The organism is Saccharothrix sp. S26 (assembly GCF_021390395.1).
Taxonomy (GTDB): Bacteria; Actinomycetota; Actinomycetes; order Mycobacteriales; family Pseudonocardiaceae; genus Actinosynnema.
The window spans coordinates 32,600-53,978 of record NZ_JAJUWT010000031.1; the positions used below are offsets into that span (position 1 = coordinate 32,600).

General features: G+C 73.5%; 18 protein-coding genes. 9 read left to right on the forward strand and 9 right to left on the reverse strand.

Going from position 1 to position 21,379, the window contains the following annotated elements; translation table 11 throughout:
- Positions 1-5 precede the first annotated feature (5 nt).
- Positions 6-935, reverse strand: a complete 930-nt coding sequence (locus LZG04_RS37710; protein ID WP_233826396.1) for a DMT family transporter — start codon at positions 933-935, stop codon at positions 6-8.
- Positions 928-2,136 carry an MFS transporter gene (locus LZG04_RS37715; protein WP_233826397.1) on the reverse strand — a complete coding sequence of 403 codons (1,209 nt, stop codon included), beginning with the start codon at positions 2,134-2,136 and terminating at the stop codon, positions 928-930. The genes LZG04_RS37710 and LZG04_RS37715 overlap by 8 nt, the downstream gene beginning before the upstream one ends.
- A 109-nt stretch (positions 2,137-2,245) precedes the next feature.
- On the opposite strand from LZG04_RS37715, the gene LZG04_RS37720 reads away from it, so the two are divergent.
- The 6 genes from LZG04_RS37720 (at position 2,246) to LZG04_RS42200 (ending at position 13,834) form a co-directional block, all read left to right on the forward strand.
- Positions 2,246-2,749: a YbaB/EbfC family nucleoid-associated protein gene (locus tag LZG04_RS37720; protein WP_233826399.1), complete on the forward strand. Its 504-nt coding sequence runs from the start codon at positions 2,246-2,248 to the stop codon at positions 2,747-2,749.
- Positions 2,746-3,057 (forward strand): WXG100 family type VII secretion target, encoded by a 312-nt coding sequence (locus LZG04_RS37725; RefSeq protein WP_233826402.1) that lies wholly within the window; start codon positions 2,746-2,748, stop codon positions 3,055-3,057. Before LZG04_RS37720 ends, LZG04_RS37725 begins: the two co-directional genes overlap by 4 nt.
- A gap of 11 nt (positions 3,058-3,068) precedes the next feature.
- A complete protein-coding gene (locus LZG04_RS42845) occupies positions 3,069-9,125 on the forward strand; it encodes a glycohydrolase toxin TNT-related protein (protein WP_308199651.1) in 6,057 nt (2,018 codons plus the stop codon).
- Complete coding sequence (locus LZG04_RS37740; RefSeq protein ID WP_233826404.1) at positions 9,088-9,564, forward strand: hypothetical protein; 477 nt, start codon at positions 9,088-9,090, stop codon at positions 9,562-9,564. The genes LZG04_RS42845 and LZG04_RS37740 overlap by 38 nt, the downstream gene beginning before the upstream one ends.
- Positions 9,561-11,063, forward strand: a complete 1,503-nt coding sequence (locus LZG04_RS37745) for a TNT domain-containing protein (protein WP_233826406.1) — start codon at positions 9,561-9,563, stop codon at positions 11,061-11,063. The genes LZG04_RS37740 and LZG04_RS37745 overlap by 4 nt, the downstream gene beginning before the upstream one ends.
- 83 nt (positions 11,064-11,146) lie before the next feature.
- Positions 11,147-13,834 carry a TNT domain-containing protein gene (locus LZG04_RS42200; protein WP_308199653.1) on the forward strand — a complete coding sequence of 896 codons (2,688 nt, stop codon included), beginning with the start codon at positions 11,147-11,149 and terminating at the stop codon, positions 13,832-13,834.
- On the opposite strand, the gene LZG04_RS37755 is transcribed toward LZG04_RS42200, so the two are convergent.
- Entirely contained in the window at positions 13,831-14,418 is a 588-nt protein-coding gene (locus LZG04_RS37755) for a pentapeptide repeat-containing protein (protein ID WP_233826408.1), read from the reverse strand. The two genes, LZG04_RS42200 and LZG04_RS37755, sit on opposite strands and share 4 nt — an antisense overlap.
- 155 nt (positions 14,419-14,573) lie before the next feature.
- Between LZG04_RS37755 and LZG04_RS37760 the strand changes: the two genes are divergently transcribed.
- On the forward strand, positions 14,574-15,563 hold the full coding sequence (locus LZG04_RS37760) for a malate dehydrogenase (protein WP_233826410.1): 990 nt from the start codon (positions 14,574-14,576) through the stop codon (positions 15,561-15,563).
- A 55-nt stretch (positions 15,564-15,618) separates the two neighbouring features.
- On the forward strand, positions 15,619-16,428 hold the full coding sequence (locus tag LZG04_RS37765) for an inositol monophosphatase family protein (protein ID WP_233826412.1): 810 nt from the start codon (positions 15,619-15,621) through the stop codon (positions 16,426-16,428).
- Positions 16,429-16,453: 25 nt separating this feature from the next.
- Here the strand turns inward: LZG04_RS37765 and LZG04_RS37770 are convergent, their stop codons facing one another.
- Complete coding sequence (locus LZG04_RS37770; RefSeq protein ID WP_233826414.1) at positions 16,454-17,359, reverse strand: NAD-dependent epimerase/dehydratase family protein; 906 nt, start codon at positions 17,357-17,359, stop codon at positions 16,454-16,456.
- A 79-nt stretch (positions 17,360-17,438) separates the two neighbouring features.
- Between LZG04_RS37770 and LZG04_RS37775 the strand changes: the two genes are divergently transcribed.
- Positions 17,439-18,137, forward strand: coding sequence for a TetR/AcrR family transcriptional regulator (locus LZG04_RS37775; protein WP_233826416.1), 699 nt, complete (start codon positions 17,439-17,441; stop codon positions 18,135-18,137).
- Here LZG04_RS37775 and LZG04_RS37780 read toward each other — a convergent pair.
- The 5 genes from LZG04_RS37780 to LZG04_RS37800 form a co-directional block, all read right to left on the reverse strand.
- Positions 18,059-18,283, reverse strand: a complete 225-nt coding sequence (locus LZG04_RS37780) for a DUF1918 domain-containing protein (RefSeq protein ID WP_141980418.1) — start codon at positions 18,281-18,283, stop codon at positions 18,059-18,061. The genes LZG04_RS37775 and LZG04_RS37780 overlap by 79 nt on opposite strands.
- 67 nt (positions 18,284-18,350) lie before the next feature.
- Positions 18,351-18,746, reverse strand: a complete 396-nt coding sequence (locus LZG04_RS37785) for a bacteriophage spanin2 family protein (RefSeq protein ID WP_267938867.1) — start codon at positions 18,744-18,746, stop codon at positions 18,351-18,353.
- Positions 18,747-18,784: 38 nt separating this feature from the next.
- Entirely contained in the window at positions 18,785-19,738 is a 954-nt protein-coding gene (locus tag LZG04_RS37790; protein WP_233826420.1) for an ATP-binding cassette domain-containing protein, read from the reverse strand.
- Positions 19,735-20,532, reverse strand: a complete 798-nt coding sequence (locus LZG04_RS37795) for an ABC transporter permease (RefSeq protein WP_233826422.1) — start codon at positions 20,530-20,532, stop codon at positions 19,735-19,737. Before LZG04_RS37795 ends, LZG04_RS37790 begins: the two co-directional genes overlap by 4 nt.
- Positions 20,525-21,301, reverse strand: a complete 777-nt coding sequence (locus tag LZG04_RS37800; RefSeq protein WP_233826424.1) for an ABC-2 family transporter protein — start codon at positions 21,299-21,301, stop codon at positions 20,525-20,527. The genes LZG04_RS37795 and LZG04_RS37800 overlap by 8 nt, the downstream gene beginning before the upstream one ends.
- Positions 21,302-21,379: the final 78 nt, after the last annotated feature.

Below are 21,379 nucleotides of genomic sequence, written 5' to 3' on the forward strand. Positions count from 1 at the left end.
TCTCATCACCGCCGACCGGGCAGCGCGGCGACCACCACCGCGAGCAGCGTCAACGCCGTGCCGACCAACGCGAGCACGGACACCTGCCCACCTGCGGCGGGAGCGACGACGTCCACCGCGAGCGCGCCGACGAGCTGCCCGGCCACCTGGCACAGCCCGACCAGCAGCACGCCCAGCCACCGCACCGCCAGCACAGCCGAGCCGATGGTGCAGATCCCGAGCGCGCCGCCCGCGTAGAACCACGGCTCGCTCGGCGCGGTCGAGGGCAGCCCGCGCGCCGCCACGTCGATCGCGCACACGACGAGCAGCACCACCGTCCCGGTGCCGAAGTTGATCAGCGTGGTGACGCGCGTGCTCCGCGCCGCCTCGCGCACCAGCCCGTTCACCGCCTGCTGCCAGCCCAGCCCGATCCCGGCCACCGCGGGCAGCAGCGCGAGCCACAACGCCGACGAGTCGCCCGCCTCGTCCGACACCGCCACCGCGACCGCCACCACGGCCAACGCCGCACCGGCCACCCGCGTCCAGGTCAACGGCACCCGCCCGGCCGGCCCGACCCCGGCCCGGTCCACCAGCAGGCTGCTCACCGCCTGCGCGCCCACCGCCGCCACGGTGAACACCGCCACGCCCAGCGCCGCGATCGTCAACCCCTGCGTGGACACGAAGAGCGCGCCGCAGGCCCCGCCCAGGCACTGCCACCAGCGGATCCGCCCCGCGCGCAACGACGACCACAGCCGACCCAGCCCGGCCCGCCCCGCGGCCGTCGTCGGCACGCCGAGCGCCAACAGCAGGAACCCGCCGCCGAACGACACCAGCGCGGCCAGGAACCCGTCGCCGAACGCGTGCCCCAACCCGCCGTTCAACCGCCCCTGAACCGCAAGGAACGTCCCACCGACGAACGCGAGCAACCCACCGACCAGCCGAACCCGATCACCCAACGCGCGCTGCCTCCCGGTCACGCACCCGGCTCGCCAGCAGCGCGCCGAGCAGCGCCGCCGCCGTGCTGGCCCCGGCCGCCGCGGCCGGCCCGAAGTGGTCCAGCAGCGACCCTGCCACGGGCAGCGCCAACGCCGAACCCGCGGTGGTGAACGTCCCCATCCAGCCGAACGCCTCGGCCTTGCGGTCCTGCGGCGCGAGCCCGCTGATCCGCTGGTTGTTGGCCGCGATGGCGGGCGCGATCGCCATGCCGCCCACCCCCAGCACCGAGCCGATCAACCACGCCGACGACGGGTCCGTCACCGGCGGCAGCACCAGCACCAGGGGTGCGACGCCCAGGGCCATCAACAGCATCCGCCGGGTGAACCTGGCCTGCCCGGCGAGCCCGCCCGCGATCAGCCCGCCGACCACGGACCCGATGCCCCACACGGCCGTCAGCACACCGGCCATCGCGGGTGTGCCCAGGTCGCGCGCCCACGCGATGATCACCATGTCGATCGACACCAGCGACGCCACCAGGAACAGCGCCGTCAGCAACGCCAGGACCAGCGAACCGTCCCGCAGCAGCGTCCGCCCGCCGGGCGCGACCTCCCGCTCCTGCGGCCGGTCCACCCCCGCCCGGCGCAACGCACCGCCGAACCCCACCGCGCCCAGCACGGCCAGCGCACCGCACAGCCACAGCGCGACCTGCGCGTTCCACACCGCCACCACGGTCGCCGCCAGCGCCGGCCCGACGACGTACATGACCTCCTGCATCGACGCCTCGACGGTGAACACCGCCGACTGCGCGGGCCCCGTCGCCAACCGGGGGAAGCTCGCCCGGCTCATCGCCGTCACCGGCGGCGTGGACAGCCCGGTCAGGAACCCCACCACCACCGCCACCGGCCACGCCCCACCGGGCAGGACGGCGGGCAGCAGGCCGAGGACGGCGATGCCCACGCCGTAACCCGCCGACGTGACCAGCAGCAACCGGCCCGCCGGGCTGCGGTCCGCCGCACGTCCCCGCAACGGCCCCGCCACGCCCATGCCCAGCGTCAACGCGCCGCCGACCACGCCCGCGAGCGCGTACGACCCGGTCCACCCGGCTATCAGGAACGACACCGCCAGCGGTGTGGCCGGCAGGTGGATGCGGCCGATCATCGACCACAGCAGCAGCCAGGGCAGGTGCGGTATCGCGGCGAGTTCCCGGTACGGACGGAGCACGCTGACACTCTGCCTGGGCGCACCGGCGAACCGATGCCGAATTTCGGTGGGAACCCGCGGGGCTCCGTTAGCGTCAGCACCTCTGGAGAGCGCTCACGAGGGGACCGCTGTGACCGATCCGACAGGACGACGGGCCGAGCTGGAGGCGCGGAACGCGGCCATGCGCGAGCAGGTCGACTCCCTCTTGGCCGAGCTGAAGGACAAGACCGCGCAGCTGCGCGAGACCCAGGCGCAGGCCATGGCGATCACGGCGACCGCGGTGTCCAAGGACGGCGCGGTCCGCGCCACCGTCGACTCGGCGGGCGCGCTGACGTCGCTGGAGTTCTCCGCGAACGCCTTCGAGCGCACCACCCCGGACAAGCTGGCGCGACTGGCCACCGAGACCGTGCGGCAGGCCGTGGCGCAGGCGCGGACCCGGCTGAACGAGGTCCTCGCGCCCGCTCAGCAGGGGCCGAGCATCGACCTGTCGGAGATGCTGCCCGGCGTGCCGTCGTTGGCCGACCTCATCCCCCAACCGCCCGCGGTGCCGGAGCCGTCGACGCGTCCGCGCCGGCCCGCGCCGCCCTCCGACGATGACGACGGCGACAGCATCATGGACAGGAGTGGCTGGTGAGCGGCTTCGACGTCAGCGTGTCGGGCCTGCGCAGGGGCGCGGGCCAGTTCGGCGCGGCCGGTGACGCGCTGGACGGCGTGTTGCAGGCGTTGAACTCGGCGTTGCAGGCCGAGGGGCAGTGCTGGGGCGGCGACGAGTCCGGGCAGGCGTTCGCCAAGCAGTACGTGCCGAACTCGCAGGCGACGTTGGAGGCCTTCGGCAACCTCGCCCGGGCCTTGGCCGACATCCGCACCGGCGTGGAGCAGACCGCCGATGCCTACGAGGGTTCCGACCAGGGCAACGCGACCGGGATCTCCCGGACTTACTGAGGGGCACTGCGGTGGGCATCGAGATCCCGAGCGAGGTCACGTGGCTCTTCCCGATCGTGGTCGGGCAGAGCTGGCCGGAGGGTGACGAGACGGCGCTGCGGCGGATGGCCGACGCCTACCGCACGGCCGCGCAGGGCGTGAAGTCGGTCATCGACGACGGCAACGGCGCGGCGTCGACCGTGTACGCGAGCCAGACCGGCGAGGCCGTCAAGGCGTTCGAGGAGTACTGGAAGAAGTTCGCCGACGGCGACGACTCGTACCTGCCGAAGCTGCAGAAGATCTGCGAGCAGCTGGCCGAGAGCTGCGACAACACCGCGTTGGAGGTGGAGTACACCAAGCTGTCGATCATCGCGTCGCTGATCGCGCTGGCGATCGAGATCGCCGCGCTGATCGCCGCGGCGTTCGGCACGTTCGGCGCGTCGACGGCGGGCATCCCGATCGCGCAGCAGGCGACGCGGCTGATCGTGCAGTTCACGTTCCGGCAGTTGATCATCGCGATCCTCAAGGAGGTCGCGATCTCGGTCGGCATCGACGCGGCCATCCAGGCGGTGCAGGTGGCGCGCGGCGACCGCGAGTCGTGGGACTGGGGCAAGACGACCGAGGCGGCGGTCTCCGGCGCGGTGTCCGGTCTGGTCGGCGGCGTGTCGGGCGGGCTGAAGTTCGAGGGCGGCGGGCTGGCCGGGCAGGTGGCCGCCGGCGCGACGCGGGGTGCGGTCGAGGGCGCGGTGTCCACGGTGGGCACGGCGGCGGTGATGGGGCAGGACATCTCGGCGCGCGACGTGCTGATGGGCGCGTCGGCGGGCGCGGTGTCCGGCGGGATCGGCGGGGCGAAGGACGGCATCTCCGTCGAGCCGCCGCGGATCAACCCCGGCGGCCCGGACGGCGGACCGCCCAACCTCGGACCTGCGCCGGGCGGCGTTCCCGGTGGTGCGCCGGGCGGGGTGCCCGGTGGCGCGACGCCCGCCGGTCCGCCGGTGAGCCGTGACGGCTTGAACCGCCCGCCCGCGGGCACGACGGCGGCGTCGTCGGTGGCCGCGCCGCCCGCGCCGGGGCCCAGGGTCAGCGCGCCGCCTTCGGTCGGCGGGGACTCTTCGCCGGGCGGGTCGTCGTCCCCCGCGGCTCCTTCGACCTTCGGCGGGGCACCTGGTGGCACGACCGGTGGGCGCGGCGGTGCTTCGGTGCCGACGTCGCCGGTCGGTGGTGGGGCCGGGCCGTCCATCGGCAGCCGGTTGGGCACGGCTCCCAGCGCTCCGACCCCGGCCGCCGCTCCCGGTGGCGCGGCACCTGCCGCGACTCCGGGCGGTTCCGCCGCGCGGCCGCCCGGCGGGATGCCGGCCGGCGGGCCGGTGCCGGGCGGGGCGTCGTTCATCCCTGGTCCGGCCGGTTCGCCGACCGGGGCCGGCACTGCCTCCCCCGCCGCCGGCGCGACGCCCCAGGGTGGGCCTGGTCTCCGGCCGGGCGGCGGGATGCCGACTTCGATGCCCGGTGGAGCGGCTGCGGGTGGGGCTGTCCCGGGCGGAGCCTCGTTCGGTGGCAGCACCGCCGGCCCCGCCCACGGCGGAACGGCGGCCGGTGGGCCGACGCCTGGCGGGTCGCTGCCCGGTGGCCCCACGCACGGCGGAACGGTGACCGGTGGGCCGACGCCCGGCGGATCGACCCCTGGCGGGTCGCTGCCCGGTGGATCCGCTCACGGTGGGTCGACGCCCGGTGGGTCGACGCCTGGCGGACCGACGCCCGGTGGGTCGCTGCCCGGTGGGTCGACGCCGGGCGGGTCGACGCCTGGTGGACTGACGCCCGGTGGGCCTACGCCTGGCACAGGTGTGCCGGGCAGCGGTGCCACGCCTGGTGGTTCGGTGCCTGGTGCTTCGCCGCTTGGTGGCCCGACGCCCGGTGGTGCGGTGCCGGGAACCGGTGTGCCCGGCGGACCGGTGTCCGGTGGGGCTGTGCCTGGCGGTGGGGTTCCCGGTGGTGCGCCCGTTGGCGGGCCGGTGCCGGGTGGTGCGCCCGTGGGCGGGACTGCCGGTGGGCCGGTGGCGGGCGGTGTGATCCCCGGTGGGATGCCGGTCGGTGGCGCGGCTCCGGGCGGGCCGGCGGCCGGTTCCGCACCGGTGAGCGGTTCGACGCCGGGAGCCGCGCACCCGGCTGCCGGCGGGAACGGTCCGGCACCGGCGGCTGGGACTCCGGCGGCCGGGGCTCCGATCGCCGGCGCGGCTGGTGGTGCGCCGGCCGGTGGTGGTGCGCCGGGTGGACGCGGGCCGGTCGCGCCTGCGGCCAACGGGTTCGCGCCCGAGGCGTCTGCCTCTCCGCCCGCTCGGAACGACGCCGTGGCGGCCAGTTCCCTGACCGGGATGCCGGTCGAGTCGTTGCCGGCGACCGGTCCCGTCACGATGCCTGAACAACGCGGCCCCGCGGCGCCGCACACCCCGATGCCCCAGCCGGGCTCCTTCGGGCCTCAGCCCGGCGGGTTCGGACCGCAGCCGGGCAGTTCCGCGCCGGTCCGGCCCGACGCTGCGGCACCGGCACGTGCGCCGGAACCCGCCGCACGCCCCGTCGCAGCGCCGCCCACGGCCCCGATCCGCACCGACGGGCCCGCACCGGCGGCCCGGGGCGGTGACAGCCCGACGCCGTCCGTCGACAGCCCCGCGGCCGACGGGCCCAAGCCGGACGGCACGCCGACCGACGGCACGCCGACCGACAGCACGCCGACCGACAGCACGCCGCCAGTGGACGGCCCTGACGGCACCGACGGCCCGGACACGCCGGACCGCCCGGAGACCCCGTCGGACCTGGTCGGCGAGCCGGGTGACGAGCACTCACCGGCGTCCAGCCACGAGTGGCCCGCCGAGACCCCCACCGACGCGACCGCCGACACCGGCACGACCGCCGACACCGACCCGTTCCCCCACAAGAACGTCTGGAACCAGCCCGCGGGCGTCGTGCCCGGCTTCTCCCACGACGGCGACTACGTCTCCGTCCACGAGAGCACCGGCCCCACCGACCAGTCCGTCGGCACGTACGACCAGCGCGCCGCCGCCCTCATCGAGCCGACCTACCAGCCCTACGGCCCGTACGGCGACTACCAGTCGTTCCGCGACGCCCACTCCAAGCCCGACGGCAGCATCGCCTGGCCGCCGAACCAGGGCGCGGACGGCCCGCGGGTGGTGGTGGAGCTGCCCGCCGGCACCGTGCTGGACCGGTTCGGCAGCCCCAACGGCGACTTCCTGTCCCCGTTGCGCCCGGACGGCCAGGCGTACGGGTTCGGCGAGCGCGCGATCATGCCGGACAGCCTCGGCAAGGGCTACCACGTCTACGTCCTGGACGCCCCGCTGACCGTCGAGCTGGCCCCGGTCGCGCCCGCGTTCGACCAGAACGGTGGCGCGCGCCAGCTCCAGCCGGTCCTCGACGCGGCCCTCGCGGACCCGAACACGGGCCAGATGAGCGTCCAGCGCCTGATCGACCTGGGCGTGCTGCACGAGGTGGACGTGCCACCGGCCGACGGCCGCGTGCTGCCGCCCGACTTCGGCACGTTCGACCGCGACGGCAACGTCCGCACCCCGGACCCGGTCACCGTGGCCGAGGCGCGCAACGGCGCGTTCGACGACTACACCCCGGCCGACCCGCCCGCGAGCCTGACGCCCAACCCCGACCTCGGCCCGGTCGCGCACCAGGGACCGATCCCGATCGGCGAGGTGTCCCAGCGCGTCGACCAGGCGATCCGCAACAGCCAGGTCACCGACGCGGGCGTCGCGCTGCACACCGAGGACCGCCTGCGCGACCTGTCGAGCCGCATCCCGGCCACCGACGGCCACGCCGTGCTGGACATCCACACCGACGGCGACGGCGTCCGCATCGGCGACACCCACTACACCCGCGCCGAGCTGGTCGAGCTGATCGGCAACCACCCCGACCTCGCCGACCGCACGATCGTGCTCGTCGGCTGCGACGCGGGCGCGGGCGGTGAGAACAGCCTGGCCGCGCACGTCGCCCGGGAGACCGGCCAGCGGGTCATCGCGCCGGACAACCTGGCCTGGTCCGACCGCGACGGCAACCTCTACAGCAGCTCACCCGACCCGTCCGGTGGGCCGAAGCTCCCGCCGGACGGCGGCTGGCACGCGTTCGAGCCCGACGGCACGCACGCGCCCGTCGGCGAGCACGGCATGCCGCCCGGCCACGAGCCCAAGGGCGACCTGGCGACCGACGGCCAGGAGCACCGCGGCCGGCTCGACATCGAGCCGCAGGTCCAGCAGCCGTGGACGGCTCCCGAGACCACGCACGAGCAGCACGTCCGGCTGCGCGACGACCAGTCGTTCTTCCGCGGCGGCCAGGACCTGCCCGCCGACACCCGGATCACGATCCGCGGCGAGGACGGCCAGGTCCGCACGGTCGTGCACGTGGACGCCGACGGCAAGGTCCACGTCGACGCCATCGCGCCCAACACCCGCCACGGCGACAACCCCGAGGTCCGCCACCCCGCGCCGAACGCCCACTACCGCGTCGAGCTCGGCCACCGGCACGACGTCTTCGTCGCCAACGCCGACGGCACCCGCCAGACCACCCAGGACACCATCAAGATCGGCGACCGGGTCGTCGCGATCGACCGCGCGGTGATCATCGAGCCGATCCCCGAGCCCGCCAACGGCCGCCTGACCGTCGACCGGGACCACCCGCTGGCCCCGCGCCCGGACGAGGCGTTCACCGCGCGCACCGACCTCCCGCCGAACACGCGGATGGAGGTCCACGACACCGACGGCACCTACCGCGGCACGGTCCAGACCGACGCCGACGGCAAGCCGAGGTGGGTGGCCGCACCGGACTACCTGTCCACCGACGTGCGCAACCCGGAGGTCCAGCACACCTCGCAGGGCACGAACTACAACATCGACCGCGGCCCGCTGCACCAGGAGTTCACCACCGACGCCCACGGCCACCCGCAGCACGCCGTCGAGCGCACCGAGCCGCCCACCACCAGGCAGCACCCGGTCACCGGCGTGGGGCAGGGCGAGCCGTTCAGCCGTCCCGGCCAGGTGCACGACCCGAGCACCGAGTACCTGGTCACCGACGAGCACGGCCAGCGCCGCGGCCGGTTCCTCACCGACGAGTCGGGCCACGTGGTCTTCGAGGACACCCACTCGGGCCAGCGCAGCCGGGTCAACGCCGAGATCACCCACGCCCCGCCGACCGCCCAGGTCACCTCCGACGGCTTCTACGGCCTCGGCAAGGCCCTCAACCCGACCCAGACCTGGCCGACGCCCGCCAACGGCGAGGTGAAGCTGGCCGTGCAGCGGACGAAGACCGACGACGGGTACGCGTACTCGGTGAAGGTCGTCAGCGGCGACACCAGCGGCTGGACGCCGGAGCAGCGCGCCGCGGCCACCCGCCCGTTCAGCAACGCCGACCCGTTCGCCGCCCGCCCCGACCTGCCGCCGAACACCCGGTTCGTGCTGGACGACCACAAGAAGCAGGGCTACGGCACGTTCCAGACCGGGCCGGACGGCACGACCTCGCACGTGCACACGTTCCGGCCGTTCAGCCCGGACCTGAACAACCCGCTGCCCAACGCGGTGCTGGTCGCCGACAACGACGCGTGGCGCGGTCGCACGAACGGCGACGGCGACACGGTCGCCACGACCGGTCGGCCGGACCTGAGGTCCGGCGGCGCGATCCGGCGCGACGGCGGCGCGCAGTTGGAGGTGGGCAACCACGGCGAGGTCGACGCGGACGGCAAGAAGCTCTCCGACGGCGGCCACCACCAGGGCAACGAGACCGGCGGGCCCGGCGAGGCGGCGAACCAGTCGAGCCAGCAGCGCGACCAGAACCAGGGCAACGGGCGCCCGGCGTTCGTGACCGCCGAGACGTGGCACCGCATGGAGCGGGACCGCGCGAAGTTCCTGAGGTCCGGCGGTACGGTCGAGATGATCGACACGTTCGCCCTGCGCGACCCGCTCCAGCGCCACCCTCACACCTACCAGACGCGGTGGCGTGTGACGCTCGCCGACGGCACGACCGAGATCTACGTCAGGAGCTACCCGAATGAGCACAACGCAGCCCTCTGGCCGGCCGACTTCTGAGCAGCGCCACGACGAGCTGCTCCAGCACATCGGGGGCATGCTGCTGGACGCTGCTCCGGAGGGTTTCCGGCGGATCGACCTGCTGGTGCGGATGACCGTGGCGGTGCAGGACGCGGCGCTGACGGTGTACATGCCCGACCGCGGCACGCCCGAGGTGATGCCGCCGGAAGGGCTCAACGCCGCGTTCCAGGAGATGCGCCAGGTGCTCTACCAGCCGGGTCGCGGCACGTGGTTCTCCGCGCGGTGCGTGGTCAACGCGCCGGTCAGCATCGACATCACCTACAACTTCGACCACGACCCCCAGTTCACCCCGCCCGTGCCGGCCGCCGACTTCGCCCGTGACCTCCAGGTCTTCCCCCGCGACGAGGCCTTCATCCCCGACTGGCTGCGCGCCAAGCTGGTCGAGGCGAGCGAGACGACCGAGGAGCAGAACGCATGACCGCGCCGCAGCTGGACGTCGAGGACCAGAACGCGATCCTCGGCTCCGTCACCACCCTGCTGGTGCAGCGCCTGCCCGGTGACTGGGAGCAGTTGTTCGTCGACTTCCGCATGGTGGGCCGCTACCTGGAGACGCAGGTGTCGGGGCTGACCATGTACGGCTCGTCGTTCGACTGGGAGCTGCCGCCGGAGGCGCTGCCGTTCTTCGTGCAGTTGCGCGACGGCATGGCGCGGCCGGGTCACGGCACGTGGTTCACGCTGAAGTTCCACCTCGTGCACCCCGACACGTACTCGGCGGAGTTCGACCGGGACGGCGAGCCGGACTGGACGCAGCCGCCCGCGCCCCAGCACTACGCCGAAGAGCTGGAGATCTACCCGCGCGACGACGACGCGGTCCCGGCGTGGCTGCGCGAGCGCGCGGGCCTGGGCCCGGCGCGGGGCGCGGTGATCGCCGCGCCGCTGTTCGACGGGCCGGACCCGGCGGTGCACGCCCGGCCCGCCGTGCACCCGCAGGAGCTGGACGACGTGCTGGCCTACCTGGAGAACGCGCCGGTCGTGCTGGCCGCGCGGTCCTACGGCCCGGACGCGCTCGAGCCGGGCGCCACGCCGTCCGTGCCGCTGTCCTTCCACACCGACGGCACCTGGGTGTGGCCCGGCGGGGTGGCGTACTACCTGCGCAACCACCACCTGCCGCCCGTGCCGCAGCTGGTCCAGCACATCCGGGACAACGGCTACGCCGTGCCGCCGGTCGACCCCGAGGCCGAGCGGGCGGCCGCCGCCGTGGCCACCGGGCAGGCCGAGGGCGCGCCGCTGCCCGAGCACCGGCCGCGCGTGATCACCGAGGCCGACCAGCGCGCGCTCGACCACCTCAAGGAGCGGCTGGACCACTTCGGCGTGGCCGAGTCCGAGTACGGGATCGTGGAGCCGAAGGCCGACGCGTTCGTGATCGAGCCCGCGCCGGGACCGTCCGGCTGGCAGGTCCAGTTCTGGGACGCCGACCGCGGCCCGCACGGCCGGCCGCGCGTGTACGAGCACGCGGTGGACGCGGCGAAGGTGCTGCTGGCCGAGCTGCTGTGGCGGGCGGACCTGGACCGGACGCGCGCGGCGGCGGACACGGGCGCGCTGGTGCTGCCGGTCGCGGACATCCAGCCGCTGCCCGACGAGCCGCCGCTGTCGTTGTTCCGCGACCGCGAGAACGCGGTCGTGCCGGTCGGCGTCGAGCTGGACCGGTTCGGGGCCGAGGTGGGCAACCTCGTCTACGCCTCGGGCACCCCGTTCGGTCAGCGGTCGCTGCCACCGGATTGGCTGAACCGCCGCTACCACGTGTACCGGGTGCAGAAGCCGGTGCCGGCGCTTAAGGGCGTCGCGGTGCCGTGGTTCGGGCAGCCCGGCGGTGGCACGGGCTACTTCCTCGCCCGTTCGGTGCGCGACCTGCTCGCCGACGGCAGCCTGGTCGAGGTGCCCGCCGGGGACGCTCGGCAACCGCAACCGGGCGTCTAGGCACGGTCGCGTGGCGTCATTACTCCGTTCGGCTCAGCGGGGTGCCGTGCGGGCACGGGGAGTCGCGGGGGAAGATGTTGCACGTGTCCGAGCTGAAGCCGCTGAACCCGACCGAGCAGGATGCGCTGGTCAAGCAGATCGGCCTGACGCTGATGCGGGCCGCGCCGGAGGAGTGGCGGCACGTGACCGCGGAGTACCGCGCGACCGGCCGGTACTTCGAGCTGGCCGCCGAGGTGCGCACGGCTGACGGCGCGCTGCGCGCCTGGTCGCCGCCCCAGGAGGTGGCCGGCCTGTTCTCGCGGTTGCGCGCGGGCATGTACCGGGAGGGCCGGGGCAGCTGGTCCAACGCCCGGTACCAGCTGGACCACCCGTCCAGCTACAACCTGGACTTCGACCGCGCCGAACCGTCCTGGACGACGCCACCGCCGCCGCAGGCGTACCTGGACGAGATGCGGTTCTTCCCGCGCACGGACGAGAACGTGCCGGACTGGCTGCGCCGTCGCCTCCAGCAGGCGCCGCCACCGCCGCCGCCCGTCGACCCGCCGCAACCTCCGCGCGCGTTCCGCACGGCTCGCGTGTTCGACGGGGCCGGTCCCGGCGGTCGGCCGTCGGTGAACCGGCCGCCGGTCGCCGAAGCCGACCTCGACCTGCTGCTGAGCTACCTCGACCGCGCGCCGGTCGCGGTGATCGGGCGCGGGTTCGACGCCGACGTGCTCAACCCGGACGCGCCGGCGGTGGTGCCGGTGGCGTTCCAGACCGACGGCCTGTGGATCTGGCCCGCCGCGGTCGGCTACTACCTGCGCGCCTACGGCGTGCCGCCGGAGCCGGAGCTGGTGGAGCGGGCCAAGGCGCTGGACTTCGTGCTGCCCGAGGTGACCGAGGAGTCGCGGGTCGCCGCCGCGGCGAACCTGGGCGCGCCCGCCGCGCCGCAGGGCACCGAGCTGCCGGTCGCCCCGGTCCCGCCCGCGCCGGTCGAGCCGCCCGCCGAGGTGGGCGCGACCGTGGCCGTGCCGCTGCCCGAACCGCACGACGAGCCGCGGCCCGCGGCGGAACCGGTCGCGCCGGCGGACGTCGAGGAGACCGCGAACCTCACCGAGCTGAAGCCGGACGTCATCGAGTACGCCCAGGAGGGCCCGCCGTACCGGGTGCGGTTCGAAGAGGACGGTCCGGTGATCGACGAGCGGTACCGGCGCGAGTCCTACGCCGACGGCATGGACCTGTTCGCGCCGGCCGCGTACGAGCGCGAGCTGAACGACACCCAGACCTGGAACCCGTTCACCGACGAGGAACCGGAACCCGAGGCCGTCGAGCGGCCCGCGGAGCCGTCGCACGAGCAGCACCAGCACGAGCCGCTCGACGAGCGCCCGCACGACCAGCACGAGCACGACGAGCACGAGCGGCGGGACGAGCCGGAGCCGCGGCCCGCGCCGGAGCAGGCGCTCGAACCCGAGTCGCGCCACTCCGCCGCCGAGGCGGAGGTCACCGCCGAGTTCGAGGTCGACCAGGCCCGGCTCTACGCGCCGGAACGCGACGACGAGCCGTTCGACGCGCACGAGGACACCCGGTTCGACGACCACGAGAGCCAGGCGTTCACCGAGCCGGACGAGCCGCTGTTCGCCGAGCAGTCCCGTGACGACGAGCCGGAGCCCCGGTTCACCGACCACGACCGGCACGACCACGAGCACGAGCAGCACGACCACGAGCAGCACGAGCACGCCCGGCACGACCACGACGAGCAGGAGCCGCACGACCACGACGACCACGTCCGCGAAGAGCACGCCCGCGAGGAGCACCACGACGAGCCCGCCGGCCGGCCGCAGTTCGCCGAGCAGGTGCCGCCGCCGTTCGCGGACCAGGCGACCCAGTTCGCCGAGGCCGTGCAGCCGTTCGACGACGTGAGCCCGGCCGTGCCGCCGGCGCCGCCGCTGGCCCCGCCGCCGCCCGCCCAGCCGCCGCGGCCGGTCGAGCCGCGCCAGGTCACGCCGGAGGAGGAGCGCGAGCTGTCCGGCATCCGCCGCGCGCTGGACGAGCTGGACGTGCCGCCCGCCGCCTACCGGTTCGGCGAGCCCGCCGACCGCGCCTGGCTGCTGCGCACCGAGGGCCCGGACTGGGAGGTGTCGTGGTTCGACCACGGCCCCACCAACCCGATCCGCTTCGACCGGCTGGACGACGCCGCCGCGTACCTGGTCGGCAAGCTGGTGCTGACCAACCGCCGCGTGCCGCGGCCGGCACCGATGCCCCCGCCGCCACCGCAGCGACCCCGCCCGCCGATGACCAACGGCTTCCGCGAGGAGCCGCCGCGCCGTCCCGCGCCGCCGCAGCGACCCCCGGTCGAGCCGCCCGCGCCGGTCGGGCCGCAACCGCAGCCGCAGCCCGGTGGCGTCACGACGTCCGCGCAGGAGCCCAAGCCGCAGCGGTCGTGGCCGATCAACCCGATGAACGGCGAACCGCCGCTGACCCTGTTCCGGCACAAGAAGATGGTCGAGCTGCCCGCCGGCATGGAGGTGGACCGCTTCGGCGAGGGCGAGGGCAACCTCGTCTACGCGGCGGGCACGCCGTTCGCGCAGCGCTCGCTGGTGCCGTCGTGGATCAACCGCCCGTACCACGTGTACCGGCTGCGCCGACCGGTCGAGGCGCTGACCGGCGTGGCCGTGCCGTGGTTCGAGCAGCCCGGCGGCGGCACGGCCTACCTGATGCCGAAGACGATCGACGACATGATCGCCGACGGCGTGCTGGTCGAGGTCGCGGGCCAGGAGCCCCCGGGCCACTAGCCCACGCGCAGCCCGTGCGCCGCGGCGAACGCGACGGCGGTGTCCAGGTCCACCCGTGCCCCGCGCAGGGTGGCCTGGACGAGCCTGTCGGCGTCCAGCCGCGCCCCGCGCAGGTCCGCGCCCTCCAACCGGCAGCCGCGCAGCCGCGCGCCGGTCAGGTCGGCGTCACGCAGGTCCGCGTCGCGCAGGTCGGCGTCGGCGAGGTTCGCCTCGCGCAGCCGCAGCCCGCGCAGCGACGCCTCGCGCAGCACCGCGCCGGACAGCCCGGCGAGCGTGAGATCGGTCTCGGTCAACGTGATCGGCCGCAGCACGCAGTCCGCGAACACCGACCCCAGCCACGAGCACGACGTGAACCGCGCCGACGCCAGCACCGCCCCGGTGAACCGGCAGGAGCGGAACGCGGTCGCCTTGTGCGCGGACTCGCCCAGGTCGGCGCGGTCGAACGTGCAGTCGGTGAACGTGCAGTTGGCCGTGGTCGCCCCGCGCAGGTCGGCTTCGGTGAAGTCGCACCCGACGAACGAGCGACCCTCCCACTGCTGCCCGTACAAGACCGCGTCGGTGTAGTCCTCGCCGATGATGTCCACTGTCACACCTTGTCATCGTCGCCCAGTTGGTAACCTCCGACCTGCCGGGCAACCCGCCCGGTGCGCGGTCCCGGAGTAGAGACCGCCGCTGACAGGTCGTCAGCCTGCCTAGTGGTCGTGCCCGAGGACTGAAGCCACAACATTCGGGAAGGCACATGACCCGCACGCCCGTGAACGTCACCGTCACCGGTGCGGCCGGCCAGATCGGCTACGCACTGCTGTTCCGCATCGCCTCCGGCCACCTGCTGGGCCCCGACGTGCCGGTGCGCCTGCGCCTGCTGGAGATCCCGCAGGCCGTCAAGGCCGCCGAGGGCACCGCGATGGAGCTGGACGACTGCGCGTTCCCGCTGCTGTCCGGCATCGACATCACCGACGACGCCAAGACCGCCTTCGACGGCGTCAACGTGGCGCTGCTGGTCGGCGCCCGCCCGCGCACGAAGGGCATGGAGCGCGGCGACCTGTTGGAGGCCAACGGCGGCATCTTCAAGCCGCAGGGCGAGGCGATCAACGCGGGCGCGGCGGACGACGTGCGCGTGCTGGTCGTCGGCAACCCGGCCAACACCAACGCCCTCATCGCCCAGCGGCACGCGCCCGACGTGCCCGCCGAGCGGTTCACCGCGATGACCCGGCTGGACCACAACCGGGCGCTGTCGCAGCTGGCCAAGAAGCTCGGGGTGTCGGTCACCGACATCAAGAAGCTGACCATCTGGGGCAACCACTCGGCCACCCAGTACCCCGACCTGTTCCACGCCGAGGTCAAGGGCCAGAACGCGGCGCAGGCCGTGAACGACCAGACGTGGCTGGAGAACGAGTTCATCCCGACCGTCGCCAAGCGCGGCGCGGCGATCATCGAGGCGCGCGGCGCGTCCTCGGCGGCGTCGGCGGCGAACGCGGCCATCGACCACGTGCACGACTGGGTCAACGGCACCGCCGAGGGCGACTGGGTGTCGATGGCGGTCCCGTCGGACGGCTCCTACGGCGTGCCTGAGGGCCTGATCTCGTCGTTCCCCGTCACGGTGACCGACGGCAAGTACTCGATCGTGCAGGGCCTGGAGATCGACGAGTTCTCCCGCGCCCGCATCGACGCCTCCGTGGCCGAGCTGGTCGAGGAGCGCGACGCGGTCAAGGCCCTCGGCCTGATCTGAGCCGCACACCGCGGGAGGGCCGCCGCCGGTGGCCCTCCCGTGGCATGTTGGGTGCATGGACTCCTGGCCCGTGCCGACCCCGAACCTGCCCTCCGACGTGCACCCGGCGCTCGCCGCCACCGCGCTCGCCGCGTCGGCCGCCTACGGCCGGGCCAGGCGGGAGTTCACCCGCGCGCAGCTGCGGGAGGAGATCGCCGACGGCGCGGACGGCACGCCGACCATGCGGGTGGACGCGATCGTGGAGGCCGCGATCGCCGAGGCCGCGGCGGCGGCGGGCGCGAACCTGCTGTCCGAGGAGGCCGGCTTCCTCGACCACGGTTCGGCCGCGACGCTCGTGATCGACCCGGTGGACGGCTCCGCGAACGCCGCCATGGGCGTGCCGCTGTCGTGCTTCGCGGGTGCGCTGGTGATCGACGACCAGCCGGTCGAGGCGCTCACCGTGTGGTTCGACACCGGCCGGGCCTGGTCGGCCCACGCGGGCAGGCCCACGCCCTACCGCACCACCGGCCGCACCGCCCTCAAGAGGGCTTCGGTCTGCCTGATGCGGCCCAAGCGCGGCCACGAGGCGGCTTGGACGCGCGTGGCGAACGAGGCCGAACGCGTCCGCATCCTCGCCACCACGTGTCTGGAGGCGGTCCTGGTCGCCGAGGGCGCGGTGGACGCGTTCGCCGACCCCGGCTCGGACACCCACCGCCTGATGGACCTCATCGCCGCCCTCGTCACGGTGCCCGCCGCCGGGGGAGCGCTGCTCGACCTGCGCGGCCGGCCGCTCACCTTCGACCTCGACCTGTCCCGCCGCTGGTCCGGCATCGCCGCGGCCACGCCCGCCCTGGCCGACGACCTGATCACCACCATCCTGGGCTGACACCGCTCCCAGGTGGCCGTTTCGCTCAGCCGCGGTACCACCGGGCGGTCCGCTCGATCGCCTGCTCGTGCGGCGTCACGGTGAACGGCCCGAACGCGGCCTCGAACGCGGAGTGGTCCACCACCCACGGCGCGGTCCGCTGGTGGTCCATCTCGCCCGAGCCGCGCAACCGCTTGTCGAACAGCGCGGCCACCGCGACGGCGAACGCGGGCAGCCGCAGGGGCTCGCGGTCGTTGCCGAGCACCCGGCCGGCCAGCGCCACGAACTCCCGCACGGTCACCGTCTCGGCGGCGGGCGTATGCCACACCCCGCCGTCGGCGCGCTCGTCGTCGCCCAGCAGGATCTGAGCCCGTGCCGTGTCACCCAGGTAGGCGAATGTGTGCGGCTGGTCCAGCGGCCAGAACCACATCGCCGACCGGCCCGCTGCCATCGGCTTGAGCACCAGCTCGCCGGGCAGCGAGCCCGTGCCGCCCGGCCCGTAGTAGTCCGACGACCGGCCCGTGGCCACGGGCACCTCCGCCGACCGCAAGCGCTTGCCCAGCTCGCTGCGCAGGCGCTCCTTCGCACCCGCCGGCCGTTCCGGCGCGTCCTCCCGCAACGGGCCCGACACCGGCCCGTACGCGTACAGGTTGTCCGCGTAGACGATCTTCGCGCCCACGGCCTCCGCCGCCGCGATCGCGTTCTCCACCATCGTCGGCAGCCTCGCGGCCCAGTCGGGGTACGGCACGTTGGCCGCCAGGTGGATCACCGACGCGCCCTCGACGGCATCGAGCGTCGACGCCCGGTCCATCAGGTCGGCCCGAACGTCCTGCGCGCCCTCCGGAACTCCACCTGAACGTGTGACGGCGCGAACCTCCCGGCCCTCCGCCACCAACTGCCGGGTGATCTCCCGCCCGATACCCCGCCCCGCACCCAGCACGACTACCGTCATGACGCCCCCTCGTGTGAAGCTCTCACTGTTGTTAGAGGTTCTAACAGAAGTTAGAGTGGGTTTGTCAAGGAGGGCAGCAGTGGTCAACGTCCGCCGGGAGCGGTACCGCGAGGACACGAAAGCCGAGGCCAAGCGCATCGCGCTGGAGCAGTTGGCCGAACTCGGGGTGGCCGGGATCTCGGTCAACGCCATCGCCAAGCGCATGGGCGTGACGGGTCCGGCGCTCTACCGGTACTTCAAGGGGCGCGACGACCTGCTCAACGAGCTGATCCGCGACGCGTGGCGCGACCTCGCGGAGGCCGCGGAGGCGGCGGTCGCGGCCTCCGCGGGCGAGTCTTCACCTGATCGGGTGCGTGCGTTCGGTGAGGCGTTCCGGACGTGGGCCGTCACCCAGCCGCACCGCTACCTGCTGCTGTTCGGCACGCCGCTGCCGGGCTACCACGCGCCGGAGGACACGGTCCTCTTGGCGCACCGCACGATGAGCGCGTTGCTCGGCGTCCTGCCGCGCGAGGGCGGGGCCGCGGCCGGACCGTCCACGTTGGACGACCAGCTCGTGGCCTGGGCCGGCTCGCGCGGCGAGGGGGACGTGCCCCCCGCCGTGCTGCTCACCGCCATGCGTGCGTTCACCAGGCTGCACGGCGTGCTCAGCCTGGAGGTCTCCGGCCAGTTCGGGCCCATGGGGATCGACCCGGCGCTGCTCTACCGCGCCGAGGTCGAGTCCTTGATCCTGGGTGATTCGGAGGCCCGCGGCTCGACCAGGCTGTCGGGGCCGGGGTAGACCAGCCCTTCGTGGCCGTCGGAGAAGCGGACCCGATACGGGGGCGCACCTTCCGGGCCGCGCACTTCGAGGATCTCGCCGACCGTCTCGTCGAGGCCCACCGCGCGGCTGTGGATGTGCAACCGGTCGCCTACTGTCGCGTGCATCTGCAACACCTCCGGTGCGTCACAGCGTAGGACTGTTCCGAAGGTACCGACAGCCTGGCATTTCCGCTCAGGCGCAGGCGTTGGACAGCTTGGCCACCCGGTCCAGCTTCTCCTGCGACCAGGCCGCGATGTTGGCCGGGTTCAGGTCCTCCAGCGTCACCTGGCTCATGGTGTCCGAGACGCCGGTGATGGCGTCCTGGAGCGTGGTGTCGCCCGCCTTCGCGGCCAGCGCGTTCAGCTCCTCGGCCTTCTTCTGGGTCTCCTCCAGCGCCTTCTGCGGGTCGGTGGCGTCGGGCGTGAAGCCGGCCAGCTTGAGCGCTTCGACGCACAGCTGCGCCTTGTCCGCCGCCTGGCCGACCTGGTTGGCCGTGTCCGAGGCCTGCTGCACGGCCTCGCAACCGGACACCGCGGCCGCGAGTCCCATCGCCAGCAGGAGAGTGGCTAGCGGACGACCTGCGCGCATGAGGTGCTCCCGTTCTTCGTTGACCGTTTCGTCCGACTCTACCGACGCGCGTAGAGCCGACGCACCACGTCATCGATTTCCGGCTCGACCACCACCAGGTCGTGGACCTCGGCCCGGGCGGCCACGGCGGAGATCAACGCCGCCGCCGTGGTCTCGGCCCGGCGGAACGTGAGGTGCTGTCGCAAACCGTTGAGTTCCACCTTCGTCGCCGTCACGCCGGGCAGCCCGTCGAGGTCCGCCGGCCGTTCCAGGTCGATCACCAGCACCCGTTCGGGCGCGACCTCGGCGCGCAACGCGTCCAGCGGCCCGTCCGCGAGCACCGTGCCGCGGTCGATCACCACGAGCCTCGGGCACAACCGCTCGATGTCGTCCAGGTCGTGCGTGGTGAGCAACAGCGTCGTGCCGCGCCGCGCGTTGAGGTCGGACAGGAACTCCCGCAGCCGTTCCTTGGACTCCAGGTCGAGCCCGATCGTCGGCTCGTCCAGCACCAACAACTCCGGCCCGTGCAACAGCGACGCCGTGACCTCGCCCCGCATCCGCTGCCCCAACGACAACTGCCGCACCGGCGTGTCCAGGAACGGGCCGAGCTCCAACAGCTCGACGCACTCCCGCAACCGGCTCGCGTGATCCCCGCGCGGCACCCGGTAGATCGCCCGCAACAACTCGAAGCTGTCCCGCAACGGCAGGTCCCACCACAGCTGGCTGCGCTGCCCGAACACCACGCCGATGCGCCGCGCCAACTCCCGCCTGCCCCGCGACGGGTCCACCCCGCACACCCGCACGTGCCCGGACGTCGGCACCAGGATCCCGGTCAGCATCTTGATGGTGGTCGACTTGCCCGCCCCGTTGGGCCCGACGTACCCGACGGCCTCGCCCGCCGCCACGTCGAACCCGACGTCCTCGACCGCCCGCACCACCCGCCGTTCCCGCCGGAACCGGCCGACCTTCGTCGTCACGGTGAACTCACGGCACAGCTCGCGCACCTCGATCATGACCCGGTCCCTCGGTAGTGCCGGACGGCGGTGCGCCAGACCACCCCGGCGACGACGGCCGCGACCACCGCGACCACTGGCGAAACCCACCCCAGGAACCCCGGACCACCCAACGGGTCCGCCCGGCCCAGCAACGCCAGGCTGGGGTAGTAGGCGACGAACGCGCCGGGCACGACGAACGCGAAGAACCGTCGCAACCAGGGGCCGTAGACCGTGGCGGGGTAGGACGTGAAGGCGTTGCTGCCGTAGGTCACCGTGTTGGCCAACTCCTGGCCGTCCACGACCCAGAAGCACACCGCGTTGGCCGCCACCCAGATCGACGAGAAGATCACCGCCCCGCTGACCGGTGCCGCGACCACCAACCACACGGCCCACCCCGACCACTGGATGTCGTTGTGGCTCAAGGCGTAGACCATCGAACCGACCCCGGCGACGATGCGCCCCACCTTCCTCAGGTGCAGGTCGGACGCCATCATCTGGGCCAACGTCCCGAGTGGCCGCAACAACAGCACGTCGAACGTCCCGGTGCGGATGTAAGTCGGCAACTCGTCCAACTGCCCGGCCACCATGTCCGCGATCCCGAACGCCGTGCCCGCGATCGCGTACATCAACACGACTTCCGCGACCGAGAACCCGCCCAACGCGCTGACCCGGTTGAACAGCACCAGGATGATCGCCAACTCGGCCAACTGGTTGATGGCCTGCGCGACGCACTGCAGGGCGAACGACGTCCGGTAGGACATCTGCCCCCGCAACCGCGCCCCGACGAGCTTCAGGTAGACACCCTCAGCCACCCTGCACCACCACCTTGCGCACCGCGCGGTTCAACACCAAGTGCCCCAAGGCAAGCACCACGGCAGCCCAGAACGCCTGCCTCGACAAGAACGGCCAAGGCGACCCGCGCTCCAAGAAAACGTCCACGGGCGCCTGCAACATCGCCGCGAACGGCGTCGACCAGACGATCGGCAGCGCCCAGTCGGGGAAGAACGCGAGCGGCACCGCCAACCCGCACAACAACCACGTCAGTGCCGTGTAGAGCGCTTGGACACCCCGGTTGTCCAGCAGCCAGAACGTGGTCGCGTTGAGCAGGAAGCGCATCCCGAAGCTGACCGCCAACGCCAACCCCACGCTGACCGCGAACACGGGCAGCACACCGACCGAAGGCCACCGGAAGGGAAAGAACAGCGCCCCGAACACGACCGGCGGCCCAAACCTCACCAGCACCGCGAACCCGGCGCGCCCCACGTCCTCCGCGAACAGCGCCATCTGCAAGTGCCAAGGCCGGTACAGGTCGACCACCACATCACCACTGCGCACCCGCTCGGCCAACTGCCCGTCCCCCCACAGCACCACCACCGCCATGAGCCCTTGCCCGAGCCACACATACGTAGCCGCCGCCGCCACGTCATAACCGGCGATGTCACCCTGCCCGACAGCGGCCATCAACACGGCCAACCTGAGCAGCCCGAACGCGACGTTCGTCGCCATCCCGGCGACCATCGCTCGCCGATAAGTGGAATACCTGCGAAACCCCGCCAGCGCCAGCACCACGTAAGCGCGCACGTCTGTTCACCCTACGAACCACCGCAACCAATTAACCCCACCCAACCCCCACCCCCGCCATCCACAACGGACCCGCAG